The organism is Duganella paludis (assembly GCF_054461335.1).
On sequence record NZ_CM136922.1, the window covers coordinates 1,981,577 to 1,996,918 of the forward strand.

Here is a 15,342-nt window from a genome sequence, read left to right on the forward strand (position 1 = left end):
GATTCACCCTAAGGGGACGTCTACGATGAATTGACAGAGTCGCCCCTTCCCTACTAATTACAGATATGGAGATCGATATGACACCCAAAAATACTTCAACTCCGACTTTTTCAAAGCAGCAGATTGAAGCCGCGATCGCGGCCGCTCCTGAATATGTCTACGACCCGGACAACCCCTACGACCCCAATAATCCAGACGAAGTGAGAGCGTACTGGTCGAAGGGGATCGTCACCTACCCGAGAGGCCATCCACATCAAGATCCATTGTGGAAAATCCACGGCAAGCGGCACCCGGTAGAGCTTCCTGAGAAAACTGAAACTAAATAGCCAAGAAGTGAACCGGGTTACCTAAGCTGCTATCAGCCCTTCTGCTTGGCGATCCATTCGTCAACGACTTTTTCCAGCACCGACAGCGGCACGTTGCCCGTATCCAGCACCGTGTTGTGGAAGGCCTTGATGTTGAACTTGTCACCCAGCGCCTTCTGCGCCTTGGCGCGCAGGTCGAGGATGCGGATCATGCCGATCTTGTACGAGCAAGCCTGACCAGGCATCACCACGTAGCGGTCCACTTCCGACGGCGTGATGCCGTAATCGATGCCCTGCTGACGCGTCCACTTCATCGCGTGTAGGCCGGTGTCGACCACCAGCCGGCGCGCGCGGAACAGTTCTGCGTCCAGTTGCCCCAACTTGCCCACCACGTCATCGCCATACCAACCATTCTCCGACGCCAGCTGCTCGGCATACAGCGCCCAGCCTTCGCCATACGCCGAACCGACGCCGAACACGCGGTCGCGGCGATAGCGCGGCAGGCCGTCGTTCTCCTGTTGCAGCGCGACCTGGAAGTGGTGGCCCGGCACGCCCTCGTGATACACCAGCGTGCGCATGCCGACGACGCGGAACACTGGCCCCGGCATCGGCGCCCAGAAGATGCCCGGACGGGTGCCGTCCTTGGCCGGACCGGTGTAGTGCGCCGCCGCCGTCTTCTCGGTGAACAGCGGCTCGCGCTTGACCACCACCGGCGCCTTCGGCACTTTGTCGAACAGGTCTTTCGCGCGCACTTCGGAATCGCGCAGCAGCGCTTCATAGCGCACCAGCAGTTGCGGACGCGGATCGGCTTCCTTCGGCTGCTGATCCTGTTCCAGCTTGGCGATGCGATCCTTGATGCTGCCCTCGGTGTAACCGATCGACACCAGCAGGCCGTTCATCTCCTTCTCGATGCGCGCCACTTCCTGCAGGCCGATCTCGTGGATCTGCTGCGGCGTGTAGTCGGTGCTGGTCATCTGGCGCAGCACCACGGCATACGCCTTGTCGCCTTGCGGCAGGCGCCACAGGCCGGCGTCATTGTTGGTGTGCGGCAGCTGCTCCTGCAGCAGCGTGCGGGTACGCTGGAACGCCGGGATGATGGACTGCTTGACGATGGCCAGCGCGTCGGCCGCGAACTTGGTCTGGTCTTCCGCGCCGACTTCCTTCACGCCGCCCATGCGCTGCACCAGCGATGCGACGAACACATTGTTCTCCGGCGTGCCGTCGAGGAAGCGATCGAGCTGGCCGATGGAGGCCTGGGTGATAAAGGTCGGCATCAGGATGCCGTTGGCGGCCGCGCCGCGCGCCTGCACGATGCCGGTATCGACCTTGTCGGCCACAGCCTTCAGGCGCACCAGGTAGTTCTCGATGTCGCGGCGGTTGCGGATCGGATGCTGCTGCGACAGGAAGTTCACCAGCTGCACATGCAGGCCGGTGAACTGGTTGAACACGAAGTTGTAGTCGCGGTAGGGATAGGCGTCGACCGTGCCCTGCAAACTCCAGGCGATGGTGGCGGCGCTGGCGCGCTGCTGCGGCGTCAGTTTGGATTGGTCCATCTTGGCCAGCTGCGTCAGCGATTTCTTGGCGTTGGCCACTTCGGCGGCGCGGAACACCACGCTGTTCGGCGTCAATTTGCGGTCCAGCGCATCCTGCTCCTTGGCGTCGAAGTACTGCTTCTGCGTGGCCTGCTCTGGATCGCTGCGGACCTTGGCGTTGGCGACCTTGTCGGCCCAGTCGTCAAAGGAAACTGCGTGCGCGGCGAGGGTAAGCGAAGCACCGGCCAGCAGGGAGATGAATCTAATTGAAGTTTGCATGGTTTGCATTACGATGGGCCTTTGTAAGGTAAGAACCCAACGAGTGTAGCCCACTCACACCAGCTTCTCAACCGCCATCTCATCAAGCTCGGTGCGATTGCGGCCGCCCTGCTTGGCGCGGTACAGCGCCTGGTCGCTGCGCGTGAACCAGCGTTCATGGCTGGCTTCATCCTGGCGCGCGATCGCCACGCCGAGGCTGACCTGCATCTGGAAGCTGACGCCGTCGTGCGTGACCACAGCGGCAGCCACCTCTTCGCGCAGGCGTTCGGCGAACGCATGGGCGCCGCGCGTGCCGGTTTCCGGCAGCACGATCAGGAATTCTTCGCCGCCGTAGCGCGCCGCGAAGTCGATCTTGCGCATCACCGCGCGGATCACGCCCGCCAGCTGGCGCAAGGCCGCGTCGCCGGCCGGATGGCCATACTGGTCGTTGATCTGCTTGAAGTGGTCGATATCGAGCAGCACCATGGCGGTGCTGTGGCCCGAGCGCAGCGTACGCTGCCACTCGGCCGCCAGCCGGTGGTCGGCCTCGCGCCGGTTCAGCAGGCCGGTGAGCGCGTCGGTGGTGGCCAGCTTTTGCAGCGCGGCCAGCAGCATGTCCTGCGATTTCTGCCAGTGCACGAACAGCTGGTAGCCGAAGAACGCCATAAACAGCACGATCGCCACGAACACCCAATAGAAAATCCACATGGTCTGGCGCAGCGCCTCGCGGTCCGGCTGGCCCTCGGCCAGGCCGACGGTGACGTAGCCGTAGACCAGCACTCCCAGCGCCACCGACGCCAGCAGCCCAAGCAGCGACTGGCGCGAGCGGGTGCGCGTGTCGCGCATCAGTTGCGGATGGTCGGCCAGCCAGCGCTCCACGCGCGGCCACAGCACCATCATCAGCGGCCCGACGATCAACACGCTTTGCAGAAAGGCGCCCAGCCACCAGCCCTGCCACACCGGCAACAGGTCCGTGCGGTCGTAGTGGTTGGTGTAGCTCCAGATCAGCGCGCCGCTGGAGCTGAACACGCTGGCGACGAAGGACTGCTGCACGTAGAACAGCAAGGCGTTCAAGCCGCGCAGGTCGCGTCGCATGGCGATGGCCTGGTAGCCGATCACCATGATGGCGAAGCCCAGCGGGTTGGCCAGCGCGAACAGCAGCGCCCACGGCAAGGGCATGCCGGCGTACAGCGCCAGCGACAGCGTGGCGCAATAGGCGGGAATGGCGCCCCACCACCAGCCGAGAGTGAGCGTCAGCAGCAGGCAAATCAGCAGCGGCGGATAGATCGTCAGGTAGATGACCACGCCGCCGAATTCCACCGGCAGGCCGGACCAGCGCCAGATCACCATGCCGACGCCGAGCGCCATGCACAGCGCGAGCAGCAGCAGCCAGCCGCCGAACAGGCAGGCCTTCTGGCGCCGGCTGCCGTTGCGCCACAGGCGCAGCGGCGAGAGTTCGCGGTAGGGCGGCGGTGTTTCGGCTTCGGACTTGGACAAGACGTTTTCCTCTGGTTGTCCTAGCAATTATACCGAGCCGCCGGCGGGTGAATGGCAGGCCAGCGCCCATTCCACATGTTCGCGCACCAACGGCGAAGGATCGTCGCGCCGCGTCAATAAGGCCTGCACGATGGCGGTATCGCCTTGCGCGCCGGCCGCCGCCGCGTTGCCCAGGCCGACCGCGAGATTGCGTAGCCAGCGCTCATGGCCGATGCGGCGTATCGGGCTGCCTTCCATCTTGCGGTTGAATTCTTCCTCGCTCCAGGCGAACAGTTCGACCATCGAGGCCTGGCCCAGGCCGTGGCGTTCGTCGAAGTCCGGCAGCACGGCGTGCTGGGCGAACTTGTTCCATGGGCAGGCGGTCTGGCAGTCGTCGCAGCCGTAGATGCGGTTGCCGATCAGCGGCCGCAGTTCCAGCGGGATCGCGCTTTTCAGTTCGATGGTCAGGTAGGAGATGCAGCGCCGCGCATCGAGCTTGCCCGGCCCAAGGATGGCTTGCGTCGGGCAGGCCGTGATGCACGCGCTGCACTGGCCGCAATGGGCGCCGGTCGGCGCGTCGATCGGCAGCGGCAGGTCGACTAGGAATTCGCCCATGAAGAACATGGAGCCGGCGGTGCGTGACAGCAGCAAGGTGTGCTTGCCGCGCCAGCCCAGGCCCGCCTTTTCGGCCAGCGGCAGTTCCATCACCGGCGCCGAGTCGGTGAACACGCGGTAGCCGAAGTCGCCGATTTCCGCTTTTACCTTGTCGGCCAACTGCTGCAGGCGCGCGCGCAGCACCTTGTGGTAGTCGCGACCGCGCGCATAGACCGAGATCACGGCGGCGCCGGGATCGGCCAGGCGGGCCGCTTCGCGCGCGCGCCAATCGTGTTCGCCGGCCGCTTCGCCGGAGATTTCCGTGTCCCTCGGCAGGTAGTCCATGCGGGCGCTGACCACGCGGATGGTGCCCGGCACCAGCTCGGCGGGACGGGCGCGCTTCATGCCGTGGGCCGCCATGTAGTCCATTTCCCCGTGCATGCCGGCGTCCAGCCAGGCTTGCAGGCCGGCTTCGGCGTGGGTCAGGTCGACGTCGGTGATGCGGATTTCGGCAAAGCCCAGCTCCACGCCCCAGCGCTTGATGCTGAGGGCGAGTTCGGCTAATGTGGTTTCGGACAGGGACATCTTGGCTATCTTGACAGGCGTAGGCGGGTACAATGGCGTTCACGCCAACATGACATTCTAATTGATGCAGCACTTCACAGCCCATCTCCACGACGAAGAAGGCACCGCCGCCCTCGGTGCGGCGCTGGCGCGCGCGCTCGCGCCCGGCCTGGCGATCCACCTGCACGGCGACCTGGGCGCCGGCAAGACCGCCCTCACCCGCTCCCTGCTGCACGCGGCGGGCCACGTCGGCACCGTGAAAAGTCCGACCTACACGCTGTCCGAACCGTACAGCATCCAGCTCGACGGCCGCACCGTGAGCGTGATCCACTTCGACCTGTACCGCATGGCCAGCGCCGAGGAGTTTCTCGACGCCGGCTTCCGCGAAGATTTCAACGGCGATAACATCTGCATCGTCGAATGGCCGGAAAAGGCCGACGGCGTGCTGCCACCGCCTGATTTGAACGTGTTTTTGACTGTGGCGGGCCACGGTCGTGATGTAGAATTGCAGGCGTCTACCGCCCTGGGTAACTCATGCCTTCAACGCCTCAAATTCGCGCCCAACATGTAAGCCGCCGCACCGTCCTGAAGGCCGGCGCCACCTTGCTGTTGTCGGTGACGGTTCCCCTGCGCGCCAACGCCGCGCAGATTCTCGCGGTGCGCGTGTGGCCGGCGGAAGACTACACCCGAGTCACGCTGGAAAACGACACCGATCTCAAGGCCACGCACTTCATCGTCAAGGACCCGGAGCGCATGGTGGTCGACATCGAGGGACTGGAACTCAATCCCACGCTGAAAGGCCTGGTGGCCAAGATCCAGTCGAACGACCCGTACATCAAGCAGGTGCGCGTGGGCCAGAACCGGCCCAACGTGGTGCGCCTGGTGTTCGACCTGAAGGAAGAAATCAAGCCGCAGGTGTTCACGCTGCCGCCGGCCGGCAACTACAAGCACCGCCTGATCTTCGACCTGTATCCGGTCAAACAGGTAGATCCCATCGCCGCCATGATCGAGAAAGGCGACTGGTCCGATCCGGCGCCGGACGTGGCGGCCGCGCCGAAGGAACAGCTGGAACAGCTCAAGCCTGACCTCAAGGCAGAGCCGCGCGCGGAACTGCGCAACGAGGTCAAGACCGCCGAGGCGCAGGTCAAGCCTGCGGAAAAAGCCGATAAAAGCGATAAAGCCGACAAGCCGGCCAAGATGGTGCGCATGATCACCATCGCGCTCGACCCCGGCCACGGCGGCGAAGACCCCGGCGCCTCCGGCAAGAACGGCAGCCGCGAGAAGGATATCGTGCTGTCCATCGCCAAGCGCCTCAAGGCCAAGCTCGAAGACTTGCCGAACATGCGCGTGATGCTGACCCGCGACGGCGACTACTTTGTACCGCTCGGCACCCGCGTGGAAAAAGCCCGCAAGGTGCAGGCCGACCTGTTCGTCTCCATCCACGCCGACGCCTTCGTGCAGCCGACCGCGCGCGGTTCGTCGGTGTTCGTGCTGTCGGAAAAAGGCGCCACCTCGTCGGCGGCGCGCTGGCTGGCGGACAAGGAAAACCTGGCCGACACCATCGGCGGCGTCAACGTCAAAAGCCACGACCGCCAGCTGGCCAGCGTGCTGCTCGACCTGTCCACCACGGCGCAGATCAACGACAGCATGAAGCTGGGCCGCTCGGTGCTGGGCGAAATCGGCGGCATCAATCGCCTGCACAAAGGCTCGGTCGAACAGGCCGGCTTCGCGGTGCTGAAGGCGCCGGACATCCCGTCGATCCTGATCGAGACCGCCTTCATCTCCAACCCGGAGGAAGAGGCCAAGCTGCTCGACGACGGTTACCAGAACAAGCTGGCCGATGCCATCGTCACCGGCATACGCCGCTATTTTGCGAAGAATCCACCGCTGGCGAAGAACCGGCTTATTTGAATGGAACAGACATGGCTGTAGCAATCATGACCGAATACGGCGCCCTGCCGGCAGTACAGATCATCGCCGCCGATGGCGCGCAGGCGACCGTGTCGCTGTTCGGCGCTCATCTGTTGTCGTGGAAGACTGCCGACGGCAAGGAGCGCCTGTTCGTCAGCTCGCAGACGCCGCTCGACGGCAGCAAGGCGATCCGCGGCGGCGTGCCGGTGATCTTCCCGCAGTTTAATGTGCGCGGCCCCGGTCTGCGCCACGGCTTCGCGCGCGTCAGCACCTGGCGCCTGAGCGACAGCGGCGGCGATGGCGGCAGCTCGTTCATGGAGTTCAGCCTGGATCAGAGCGACCTGTCGGCGGAACACGCGCAAGCCTGGCCGCACGCGTTTGCGCTGACGCTGCGCTTCACACTGCACGGCGACACGCTGGCCTTTGAATTCACGGCGCACAATCCGGGCGAGCAGGCGTTCCCGTTCGGCGTGGCGCTGCACACCTATTACGATGTCGGCCATCTCGATGCCACCAGCATCAGCGGCCTGCAGCACCAGCAGTACACCGATCACCATCAGAACACTAGCACCCAGGAATTCCCGGCGCTGCATTTCACCGAGAAGCACGACCGCCTGTACCAGTCGACGCCGGGCCTGACGCTGAACACGGCCAACGCCACGCTACGCCTTGAACAGCAGGGTTTCAGCGAATGGGTGGTATGGAATCCGGGCCAGGCCGATGCGGCCGCGCTGGTGGACCTGGCCGATGAGGAGTATTTGCGCTTTGTCTGCATCGAGCCGGCGCGCATCGACCAGCAGCCGCTGGCCGCCGGCGCCAGCTGGACCGGCAAGCATACGATCAGCGTTTAACGTCATTCCCGCGCAGGCGGGAATGACGGGCTAGTTCGATTCTTTGATGATGCGCCCGGCGCCCGGCTGCACCGGCCGCGCATTGAGCGGATAGAGGCGGCTGAACAACGCCATCTGCGCCGGCGACGCCTGCACCGGCTCCTTCATCACCAGCCACAACACGCCTTCCGTGCACGGCGGCGTGGTCATCGATCCCATGAAGGTGAAGTATTCGCGGCGCGACGGCAGCAGGTCCATCGGATCGAGCACGGTCGACGGCGCGGCGGTGTCGTACTTCTCCAGCGGCAGGTTGTTCCAGACGGTCTGGATCACCGGCTGCTGCTTGCCGCGTTCGAGCAGCAGCGCCAGCATGGCGATGCGGCCTTCGCCGTCCTTGTGCACCATGTGCACCACCATCTCATAGCCCTTGCCGTTGATGCGCTCTTCCGAAGGACGGTGGAAATGGAACTGGATCAGCTCATACATGCGGTTGCCGACAGTGATGAAGTTGCCGCCGCCGACCATCACCTGCACCGTCTTGCCGTTGTCGGTCACATTGAACGATGAGGGATGGTAGTCGAAGTTGATCTGCTCCAGCTCGACCTTCATGCCGTCGCGGATGTCGATCGGCGACTGGCGGTTGCCGGTGCCGCACTTGGCCCATGCAGGATTGATGGTGCCCCAGTTGGCCGGGCCGTTCTCGCCTTCATACGACCACACATTGCTGTACACCTTGGGCGCGGCCGCCACCACCGCCGCCTTGGCCTCGGCCTGCTTCTTGGCCTTGGCCGCCGCCGCCACCCGCGCCTGCTGGTTGGCGCGCATGATGGCCAGGCGCTCCTGGATGCGGGCCGACAGCTCGGACTCGGCCTGGGCTTCTTTTTCGCGCTCGGTCAGCTTGCGCACCGGGGCCGAGGCGCTGCCGGATGCCAAGGAGGCGGAAGAGCCGGACGAGGTTGCGCCCGCCGCGCCGCCCAGCGCCGACTTCGCCGACGGCGAAATCAGCGGATCGTTTGCGCCGCTGACTGCGGAAACCACGCAGCAGCAGGCAAGCAGGGTGAGGAGGAGAGAGCGCATGGGTATCCAGAAAGTAACAATTACAGTCTGGTATACGGATGCTTTAGGGAAAAACTTGAGGAGGGATGGCCGCGCGCGGTGAATTTCTTTCTGAATCTACACGCTGCGGCGGCCGCGCAGCGTGGGTGAATGCGGCTTTCAGCGGCTTTTAACGATTTTGCATGCGGCGCGTTAATTTATACAAGCCGCCCAGCAGCATCGGCACCAACGCCACGGCCACGCCCACCAGCACGATCTCGGTCAGGTGCTCGCGCACGATCGGGATGTTGCCGAAGAAGTAGCCGGCCGTGGTCAGCAGCGCGACCCAGAGGATGGCGCCGGTGAAGTTGTACAGCTGGAAGCGGGCATGGGTCATGTCCGACACGCCGGCCACGAACGGCGCGAAGGTGCGCACCACCGGGATGAAGCGGGCCAGCACGATGGTCTTGCCGCCGTGTTTTTCAAAGAAATCGTGGGTGCGCGTGAGGGCTTCCTTGTTGAGCCAGCGGTAATCGTGGGTGAACACGCGCTGCCCGACCTTTTCGCCGATCCAGTAATTGGTGGTGTTGCCGAGCACGGCCGCCGAGGTGAGCAGCAGCATCAGCACGGGCAGGTTCATTTCCCCCACCGCGCACAGGGCGCCGGCGATGAACAGCAGCGTGTCGCCCGGGAGGAAGAACAGGACCACCAGACCGGTTTCACAGAAAATGATGGCGAACAGTACAACGTAAATCAGCGTTCCGTATTGCAGGATCAGTGCTTCGAGTGTTCTGTCGACATGCAGGATCATGTCAAAAAATTGCATTAAATCCATATTCTTTCCATAAAGTGTGCGCCAGAATCATACACCACCTGACGCCGTGCGGCGGCAGTTTCCGGCCGGCCGCTATCCAGTTTACAATCCTCGCATCGCCCGCACCCAGCGGCATCGATCAACCGAGGAGAGTTTGGATGGCTTTATCCCGCAGCTTAGGTATTTTATCCCTGCCGGCACTGGCATTGGTTCTGGGTCCGGCGATGGCGGCCGACCTGCCGGTGCGCGCCAGCGCCGGCGAGATCGTCAAGACTTCCAAGCCGTCGGACTGGCGTCCGCTGGACCCGCAGAACACGCTCTATATGGAGCTGCCGGCCGGCCGCGTGGTGATCGAGCTGGCGCCGGATTTTGCGCCGCAGGCCATCGCCAACATCAAGACGCTGGTGCAGGAGCACTATTTCGACGGCCTGGCCGTGAACCGCTCGCAGGACAACTACGTGGCGCAGTGGGGCGATCCGAACGCCGAAACCAATCCTAAATCGCTGGGCAGCGCCAAGGCCAAGGTGCCGGGCGAGTTCTCGGTGCCGATCTCGAACGACAAGCGCTTCGTGCGCCAGAAGGACTTCGATGGCTACGCGCCGCAGGTCGGCCATTCGAACGGCTTCCCGGTCGGGCGCGATCCCAAGGCCGGCACCACCTGGCTGGCGCATTGCTACGGCATGGTCGGCGTGGGCCGCGACAACGATACCGACAGCGGCAGCGGCGCCGAGCTGTACGCGGTGAACGGCCACGCGCCGCGCCACCTGGACCGCAATATCACGGTGGTGGGCCGGGTGGTGGCCGGCATGCCGCTGCTGGCGACCTTGCCGCGCGGCGGCGATACCATGGGCTTCTACGGCGCGAAGGAGGCGCGCACGCCGATCATCTCGGTGCGGCTGGCGGCCGAGGTGCCGGAAGCGGAGCGCAGCCACCTGGAGGTGATGCGCAGCGAGGCGCCGATCTATCAAAAAGTGATCGAGGCGCAGCGCAATCGCGGCGGCCCGTGGAACAAGTACGCGGCCAACTACGTGGAGCTGTGCAACGCCACCATACCGGTGCGGGAAGCGCCCAAGTTATAATCTCGTGATGAACGCCCCAGACACCTCCGCCCGCACGCCCCGCCCTATCCAGGCCCTGCCCGACCAGCTGATTTCCCAGATCGCCGCCGGCGAGGTGGTGGAGCGGCCGTCGGCGGTGGTCAAGGAACTGCTGGAGAACGCCCTCGACGCCGGCGCCACGCAGATCACCGTGCGGCTGGAGGAAGGCGGCGTGAAACGCATCGCCATCACCGACAACGGCCGTGGCATTCCGCCCGAGCAGATGCCCTTGGCGTTGGCGCGTCACGCCACGTCGAAAATCACTTCCCTGCACGATCTGGAAAACGTCGGCACGCTGGGCTTCCGGGGCGAGGCGCTGGCCTCGATCGCCTCGGTGGCGGTGCTGACGCTGACCTCGCGCACCGCCGATGCGGCGCACGCCTGGGAAATCGTCGGCTCGCACAATGCCGCGCCGGCGCCGTCTTCGGGTGCGCTGGGCACCACCATCGACGTGCAGGACCTGTACTTCAACACGCCGGCACGCCGCAAGTTCCTGAAGTCCGAACAGACCGAATTCGGCCACTGCGCCGAAGTCGTGCGCCGCATCGCGCTGGCGCGGCCGGACGTGTCGTTCTCGCTGACGCACAACGGCCGTACCATCGACCACTGGAACGTGAGCGAAATGGCCAAGCGCAGCGCGCACATCCTGGGCGAAGGCTTCGCCGAGGCGCGCTTGCCGATCGATGAAACGGCCGGCCCTTTACGCCTGCACGGCTACACCGGCTTGCCGACCGCTTCCAAGGCGCGCGCCGACGGCCAGTTCTTTTATGTGAACGGGCGCTTCGTGCGCGACAAGGTGCTGGTGCACGCCGTGAAGGCGGCCTACCAGGACGTGCTGCACGGCGACCGCTTCCCGTCCTATGTGCTGGCGCTGGAGCTGGACCCGGCGCTGGTGGACGTCAACGTCCACCCGTCCAAGATTGAGGTGCGCTTCCGCGATAGCCGCGCGGTGCACCAGTTTGTATTCCATGCGGTGCAGCGGGCCTTGTCGCAGACTTCGGCCACCGCGCACGGCAGCGTGCCGTCGCCGCTGCCGGCGGCCGATAGCCTGAACGCCACGCCGGCCTGGCGCGGCGAGCAAGCTTCGTTCGGCTCCCTGCTGGCGCCGGACTACACGCCGACCTTCTCGCCGTCGCCGTTCGGATCCCGCAGCGCGGATGGCGCGGGCAACAACGCCGGCTTCGGCGGCGCTGCTGGTGCCGGCTTTGGTGGCGACGCTGGTGCTGGCGGCGGCTTTGGCGGCGCGGGCGCAAGTTTCGGCTCCGGCTACGGCGGTCCGCGCTTCGGCGCCGACGGCGGCGTGGCGCAGAGCACCGAAAAATACGGCGCCATGTTCCGCGACGGCGAGCGTAGCGGCGGTGAGCGCGCGGCCGCCGACATGGCGCTGCCGCAGACCAGCAGCTTCAGCGTCTCGGCCGCCGCGATGGCGCAGGAAGAATTCCCGCTCGGCTTCGCGCTGGCGCAGCTGCACGGCATCTACATCCTGGCGCAGAACGTCAAGGGCCTGGTGCTGGTCGACATGCACGCCGCGCACGAGCGCATCCTGTACGAACAATTGAAGAGCGCCTTGGACAGCCGCGTCGCCGGCGAAGACATGCAGGTGCAGCCGCTGCTGATTCCGGTCACCTTCTATGCCGACGCGGTGGAAGTGGGCACCGCCGAAGAGCACCAGGAGACCTTGCAGGCGCTGGGCTTCGACATCGCAGTACTGTCGCCGACCACGCTGGCGATACGCTCGGTGCCGGTACTGCTGAAGAACGCCGACGCCCAGACGCTGGCGCGCGACGTGCTGCGCGACGTACGTGAATTCGGCGGCTCGCGCGTGCTGATCGAACGCCAGAACGAACTGCTCGGCACCCTGGCCTGCCACACGGCGGTGCGCGCCAACCGCATCCTGTCGCTGCAGGAGATGAACGCGCTGCTGCGGCAGATGGAAATCACCGAACGCGCCGACCAGTGCAACCACGGCCGGCCGACCTGGGTGCAGGTGGAGATCAACGCGCTCGACAAACTGTTCCTGCGCGGTCAATAAGATGAGCACCAGACCACTGGCCGTCGCCATCATGGGTCCGACGGCGTCGGGCAAGACCGCCTCCGCGCTGGCGATTGCGGAACGCATTCCGGCCGAGATCATCTCCGTCGATTCGGCGCTGGTGTATCGCGGCATGGACATCGGCACCGCCAAGCCGACGCGCGAGGAACTGGCGGCAGCGCCGCACCACCTGATCGACATCCTCGACCCGCTTGATTCCTATTCGGTGGCGCAGTTTCGTAAAGACACGCTGCGGCTGGTGGAAGAGATCAGCGCACGCGGCAAACTGCCGCTGCTGGTGGGCGGCACCATGCTGTACTTCAAAGGCCTGGCCGATGGCCTGGACGACCTGCCCGGCGCCGATCCCGAAGTGCGTGTCGCGCTCGATGAGGAAGCGGCCCGTCTCGGCTGGCCGGCCATGCACGCGCGCCTGGCGGCCATCGATCCTGAAACGGCGGCGCGACTGGCGCCGGCCGACTCGCAGCGCATCCAGCGCGCGCTGGAGATTTACACGTTGAGCGGCAAGCCCATGTCCGAGCTGCTGTCGCTGCGCGAGAAGACCGAGCTGCCATTTGATCTGCTGTCGTTCGCGCTGGAGCCGTCGGACCGCGCCGTGCTGCACAAGCGCATCGCGCGCCGCTTCGACATCATGCTGGAGGAGACCCCGCAAGGTAACCTGATCACCGAAGTGGAGGCGCTGCGCCGGCGCGGTGATTTGCATCTGGGCCTGCCGTCGATCCGCTGCGTGGGCTATCGCCAGGCATGGGAATATCTCGACGGCACCATCGACTACGCGACCATGCGCGAGACCGGCATCATCGCCACACGCCAGTTGGCCAAGCGCCAGCTGACATGGCTGCGCTCCATGCCCGAGCGCGTGGTGCTCGACTGCCTGGGGCCCAACCCGGCCGGCGCCATGCTGGCGCACATCGCCGAACGGCTCGGCTGATCCGGCTAAATGCTTAAAGCTTAGTGCTTGGGCGGCTCGCCGCTCATGTACACCAGTTCCCACAGATGGCCGTCCAGGTCCTGGTAGCCGTGGCCGTACATGAAGCCGTGGTCCTGCGGCTCCTTGTAGGTACTGCCGCCGGCCTCGACGGCCTTGGCGACCATCGTCTGCACCGCTTCACGCGACTCCAACGCCAAGCACACCAGCACTTCGGTCGACGTGCGCGCATCGGCGATCGGTTTCGGCGTGAACTCCTTGAAGCGGGCTTCGGTCAGCAGCATCACATAAATATTCTCGTCGACGATCATGCAGGTGGCGCTGTCGTCGGTGTAGTGTTGATTGAAACTGTAGCCCAGGTGCGTGAAGAACTTGACCGACTGCTGCAAGTCGCGCACGGGCAGGTTGATGAAGATATTGGTGGCCATGGCATCCCCGTTAAAGAAATTATCACAAGCGAGGAACCAGAATACCAATATGCCAACGTTTTGACGACCGCCACGCGATACAGGCCACTTTTTTCAAAAAAGTTTTGGGTCGGCCTTGACAGTACGGGCGCCAACCCCGATAATGCTTCGCGTTGCAGGTGATATAGCTCAGTTGGTTAGAGCACAGCATTCATAATGCTGGGGTCGGTGGTTCAAGTCCACCTATCACCACCAAGATTCCGAAAGCCGTAATTCACGAAAGTGGGTTACGGCTTTTTTGTTTTATCGTCCCGCCACGCCGGCACCACACAGTATGCTGAAGTCGACGTGATAGTGCTCGTCGTGACGTATCCAAGGGCGCTGCTTCATGAAAGGCAGACGTCCACGAAGACGCACGCCTCCTGGGCTGTTTAGCAGTTGTGTCGTTAATTTCGGATCGGAGATAACGCGCTCGATGCCCACGCCGCGATGTACTGCTGCTATCGTCAGTTGGTACAGGTGTTCGGCCATGGCATCGTAATCAATTCGCAGGCCGGCGAATCCTCCTGATGTGTCGAACTCGATGCCGTAACCAAACATGTTCGCTGCCGTTGCGGGCAACTGTGCCGGTGCACCGGTCGCATCCATCACCGGCACCATGAAATCGACCGATAATCCGGCCTGATGGGTTTTATGCGGAGGCATGGGGGCCGCCAGCCGCCAGGCCCGTCTCGCCGTAGACAAAGGTTTTACCCGGCGCCGATTGCAGCAACGCCCGATACGCATCAAGGATCACTGCATGCACCGCACTATGGACGTAGGTTCTTCCGAGTTGTACGCCGACGGTGCTGTAGGCTGCAAAATTGGCGCCTTGCTGCGGCAACTGCACGCCCTGCTCCAAACGCCCACGCGCCACGGTCCCGTGACAAGTGCTCGCCACGCTTATCGACGGCACGATGGCAAGGAAAATCAGCAAAAGGCGCATGTCGCCCCCTCGTCGGCAAAAGCCAGTTTTACCACGGCTGCGCCAAGTCGAACTGATCGACCGCAATCGGTTGCCTCAGCCCTTAACTATACCGTTGTTGCCATCAGACGCGTGATCGCCGCATGGCGCGCTGACCTGCAAACATCGGCCAGGAGCCACGCGTCACTTCCCGGAAAGCGCAGCCATACTGCCTTCCATGCATTGCGGTTGCCGCTGCCATAGAGGTTCGCAAAGCACGAGGGCGAGATGGAGTGCTCATCATATTTGATTGCAGCTCCCGCCACGGAGGCGAAATAGTGCTTATGGTCGAAACTCGCGCGCAGCCGGGTTCCCTCCGGAAGAAATACTTCCTTCCATTGGTAGCCGGACTCGGAAGGCGCCCGCGCTTGCTCTTGGGCTGCCGGGGCAGATTGAATATAGTTTTGGATCGCTTCGCAGATGAAGGGCTCCAATTCTAGCGAATCAGTCCATTCAAGGCCGGTGAACTCACCAAGGGCCATCAACAGATCCTCAGAAACGCGGATGGGAAAGGTGAGATTGAGATGAGTAGGCATGG

At 64.0% G+C, this 15,342-nt stretch carries 16 protein-coding genes and 1 tRNA gene; 8 read left to right on the plus strand and 9 right to left on the minus strand.

The features are described from left to right. Positions 1-77 precede the first annotated feature (77 nt). Positions 78-326: a hypothetical protein gene (locus ACXZ1M_RS08920; protein ID WP_459052815.1), complete on the plus strand. Its 249-nt coding sequence runs from the start codon at positions 78-80 to the stop codon at positions 324-326. Positions 327-358: 32 nt separating this feature from the next. On the opposite strand, the gene ACXZ1M_RS08925 is transcribed toward ACXZ1M_RS08920, so the two are convergent. The 3 genes from ACXZ1M_RS08925 to queG are packed head-to-tail and all read right to left on the minus strand — an operon-like array spanning position 359 to position 4,750. Next, the gene (locus ACXZ1M_RS08925) at positions 359-2,116 is read right to left on the minus strand and encodes a DUF885 domain-containing protein (protein ID WP_459052816.1); all 1,758 of its coding nucleotides are present in this window, start codon (positions 2,114-2,116) and stop codon (positions 359-361) included. Between the two features lie 54 nt (positions 2,117-2,170). Then, positions 2,171-3,592, minus strand: coding sequence for a GGDEF domain-containing protein (locus ACXZ1M_RS08930; RefSeq protein WP_459052817.1), 1,422 nt, complete (start codon positions 3,590-3,592; stop codon positions 2,171-2,173). A 27-nt stretch (positions 3,593-3,619) separates the two neighbouring features. Continuing rightward, complete coding sequence (gene queG / locus ACXZ1M_RS08935; protein ID WP_459052818.1) at positions 3,620-4,750, minus strand: tRNA epoxyqueuosine(34) reductase QueG; 1,131 nt, start codon at positions 4,748-4,750, stop codon at positions 3,620-3,622. A gap of 64 nt (positions 4,751-4,814) precedes the next feature. Here queG and tsaE point away from each other — a divergent pair, with 64 nt between their 5' ends. The 3 genes from tsaE to ACXZ1M_RS08950 are packed head-to-tail and all read left to right on the plus strand — an operon-like array spanning position 4,815 to position 7,491. Continuing rightward, the gene (tsaE, locus tag ACXZ1M_RS08940; RefSeq protein ID WP_459052819.1) at positions 4,815-5,300 is read left to right on the plus strand and encodes a tRNA (adenosine(37)-N6)-threonylcarbamoyltransferase complex ATPase subunit type 1 TsaE; all 486 of its coding nucleotides are present in this window, start codon (positions 4,815-4,817) and stop codon (positions 5,298-5,300) included. After that, positions 5,264-6,640: an N-acetylmuramoyl-L-alanine amidase gene (locus ACXZ1M_RS08945; RefSeq protein WP_459052820.1), complete on the plus strand. Its 1,377-nt coding sequence runs from the start codon at positions 5,264-5,266 to the stop codon at positions 6,638-6,640. The genes tsaE and ACXZ1M_RS08945 overlap by 37 nt, the downstream gene beginning before the upstream one ends. 11 nt (positions 6,641-6,651) lie before the next feature. Beyond that, positions 6,652-7,491 carry a D-hexose-6-phosphate mutarotase gene (locus ACXZ1M_RS08950; protein WP_459052821.1) on the plus strand — a complete coding sequence of 280 codons (840 nt, stop codon included), beginning with the start codon at positions 6,652-6,654 and terminating at the stop codon, positions 7,489-7,491. A 30-nt stretch (positions 7,492-7,521) separates the two neighbouring features. Here ACXZ1M_RS08950 and ACXZ1M_RS08955 read toward each other — a convergent pair whose 3' ends face one another. Continuing rightward, positions 7,522-8,547 carry a carbonic anhydrase gene (locus ACXZ1M_RS08955; protein WP_459052822.1) on the minus strand — a complete coding sequence of 342 codons (1,026 nt, stop codon included), beginning with the start codon at positions 8,545-8,547 and terminating at the stop codon, positions 7,522-7,524. 148 nt (positions 8,548-8,695) lie between these two features. Then, complete coding sequence (locus ACXZ1M_RS08960; protein ID WP_459052823.1) at positions 8,696-9,340, minus strand: VTT domain-containing protein; 645 nt, start codon at positions 9,338-9,340, stop codon at positions 8,696-8,698. A gap of 137 nt (positions 9,341-9,477) precedes the next feature. On the opposite strand from ACXZ1M_RS08960, the gene ACXZ1M_RS08965 reads away from it, so the two are divergent. The 3 genes from ACXZ1M_RS08965 to miaA are packed head-to-tail and all read left to right on the plus strand — an operon-like array spanning position 9,478 to position 13,397. Then, positions 9,478-10,398, plus strand: a complete 921-nt coding sequence (locus ACXZ1M_RS08965; protein WP_459052824.1) for a peptidylprolyl isomerase — start codon at positions 9,478-9,480, stop codon at positions 10,396-10,398. Positions 10,399-10,405: 7 nt separating this feature from the next. After that, positions 10,406-12,448, plus strand: coding sequence for a DNA mismatch repair endonuclease MutL (gene mutL, locus ACXZ1M_RS08970; RefSeq protein WP_459052825.1), 2,043 nt, complete (start codon positions 10,406-10,408; stop codon positions 12,446-12,448). 1 nt (position 12,449) lies between these two features. Further along, a complete protein-coding gene (gene miaA / locus ACXZ1M_RS08975; protein WP_459052826.1) occupies positions 12,450-13,397 on the plus strand; it encodes a tRNA (adenosine(37)-N6)-dimethylallyltransferase MiaA in 948 nt (315 codons plus the stop codon). Positions 13,398-13,417: 20 nt separating this feature from the next. Here miaA and ACXZ1M_RS08980 read toward each other — a convergent pair whose 3' ends face one another. After that, complete coding sequence (locus ACXZ1M_RS08980; protein WP_459052827.1) at positions 13,418-13,822, minus strand: VOC family protein; 405 nt, start codon at positions 13,820-13,822, stop codon at positions 13,418-13,420. Positions 13,823-13,979: 157 nt separating this feature from the next. Between ACXZ1M_RS08980 and ACXZ1M_RS08985 the strand changes: the two genes are divergently transcribed. Further along, a tRNA-Met gene (locus tag ACXZ1M_RS08985) sits at positions 13,980-14,056 on the plus strand. A 48-nt stretch (positions 14,057-14,104) separates the two neighbouring features. Here ACXZ1M_RS08985 and ACXZ1M_RS08990 read toward each other — a convergent pair. From ACXZ1M_RS08990 to ACXZ1M_RS09000, 3 genes are all read right to left on the minus strand, one after another. Beyond that, positions 14,105-14,506: a M74 family metallopeptidase gene (locus tag ACXZ1M_RS08990; protein WP_459052828.1), complete on the minus strand. Its 402-nt coding sequence runs from the start codon at positions 14,504-14,506 to the stop codon at positions 14,105-14,107. Next, the gene (locus ACXZ1M_RS08995) at positions 14,493-14,786 is read right to left on the minus strand and encodes a hypothetical protein (protein WP_459052829.1); all 294 of its coding nucleotides are present in this window, start codon (positions 14,784-14,786) and stop codon (positions 14,493-14,495) included. The genes ACXZ1M_RS08990 and ACXZ1M_RS08995 overlap by 14 nt, the downstream gene beginning before the upstream one ends. 86 nt (positions 14,787-14,872) lie before the next feature. Beyond that, complete coding sequence (locus ACXZ1M_RS09000; RefSeq protein ID WP_459052830.1) at positions 14,873-15,340, minus strand: hypothetical protein; 468 nt, start codon at positions 15,338-15,340, stop codon at positions 14,873-14,875. Positions 15,341-15,342: the final 2 nt, after the last annotated feature.

Bases quoted from the DNA above. Each gene is read 5' to 3' on its own strand.
- ACXZ1M_RS08965 (WP_459052824.1), top strand. From the start codon at position 9,478: ATGGCTTTATCCCGCAGCTTAGGTATTTTATCCCTGCCGGCACTGGCA.
- miaA (WP_459052826.1), top strand. From the start codon at position 12,450: ATGAGCACCAGACCACTGGCCGTCGCCATCATGGGTCCGACGGCGTCG.
- ACXZ1M_RS08990 (WP_459052828.1), bottom strand. From the start codon at position 14,506: ATGCCTCCGCATAAAACCCATCAGGCCGGATTATCGGTCGATTTCATG.
- ACXZ1M_RS08925 (WP_459052816.1), bottom strand. From the start codon at position 2,116: ATGCAAACTTCAATTAGATTCATCTCCCTGCTGGCCGGTGCTTCGCTT.
- ACXZ1M_RS08950 (WP_459052821.1), top strand. From the start codon at position 6,652: ATGGCTGTAGCAATCATGACCGAATACGGCGCCCTGCCGGCAGTACAG.
- tsaE (WP_459052819.1), top strand. From the start codon at position 4,815: ATGCAGCACTTCACAGCCCATCTCCACGACGAAGAAGGCACCGCCGCC.
- ACXZ1M_RS08995 (WP_459052829.1), bottom strand. From the start codon at position 14,786: ATGCGCCTTTTGCTGATTTTCCTTGCCATCGTGCCGTCGATAAGCGTG.
- ACXZ1M_RS08920 (WP_459052815.1), top strand. From the start codon at position 78: ATGACACCCAAAAATACTTCAACTCCGACTTTTTCAAAGCAGCAGATT.
- mutL (WP_459052825.1), top strand. From the start codon at position 10,406: ATGAACGCCCCAGACACCTCCGCCCGCACGCCCCGCCCTATCCAGGCC.
- ACXZ1M_RS08955 (WP_459052822.1), bottom strand. From the start codon at position 8,547: ATGCGCTCTCTCCTCCTCACCCTGCTTGCCTGCTGCTGCGTGGTTTCC.
- ACXZ1M_RS08945 (WP_459052820.1), top strand. From the start codon at position 5,264: ATGCCTTCAACGCCTCAAATTCGCGCCCAACATGTAAGCCGCCGCACC.
- ACXZ1M_RS09000 (WP_459052830.1), bottom strand. From the start codon at position 15,340: ATGCCTACTCATCTCAATCTCACCTTTCCCATCCGCGTTTCTGAGGAT.
- ACXZ1M_RS08980 (WP_459052827.1), bottom strand. From the start codon at position 13,822: ATGGCCACCAATATCTTCATCAACCTGCCCGTGCGCGACTTGCAGCAG.
- ACXZ1M_RS08960 (WP_459052823.1), bottom strand. From the start codon at position 9,340: ATGGATTTAATGCAATTTTTTGACATGATCCTGCATGTCGACAGAACA.
- queG (WP_459052818.1), bottom strand. From the start codon at position 4,750: ATGTCCCTGTCCGAAACCACATTAGCCGAACTCGCCCTCAGCATCAAG.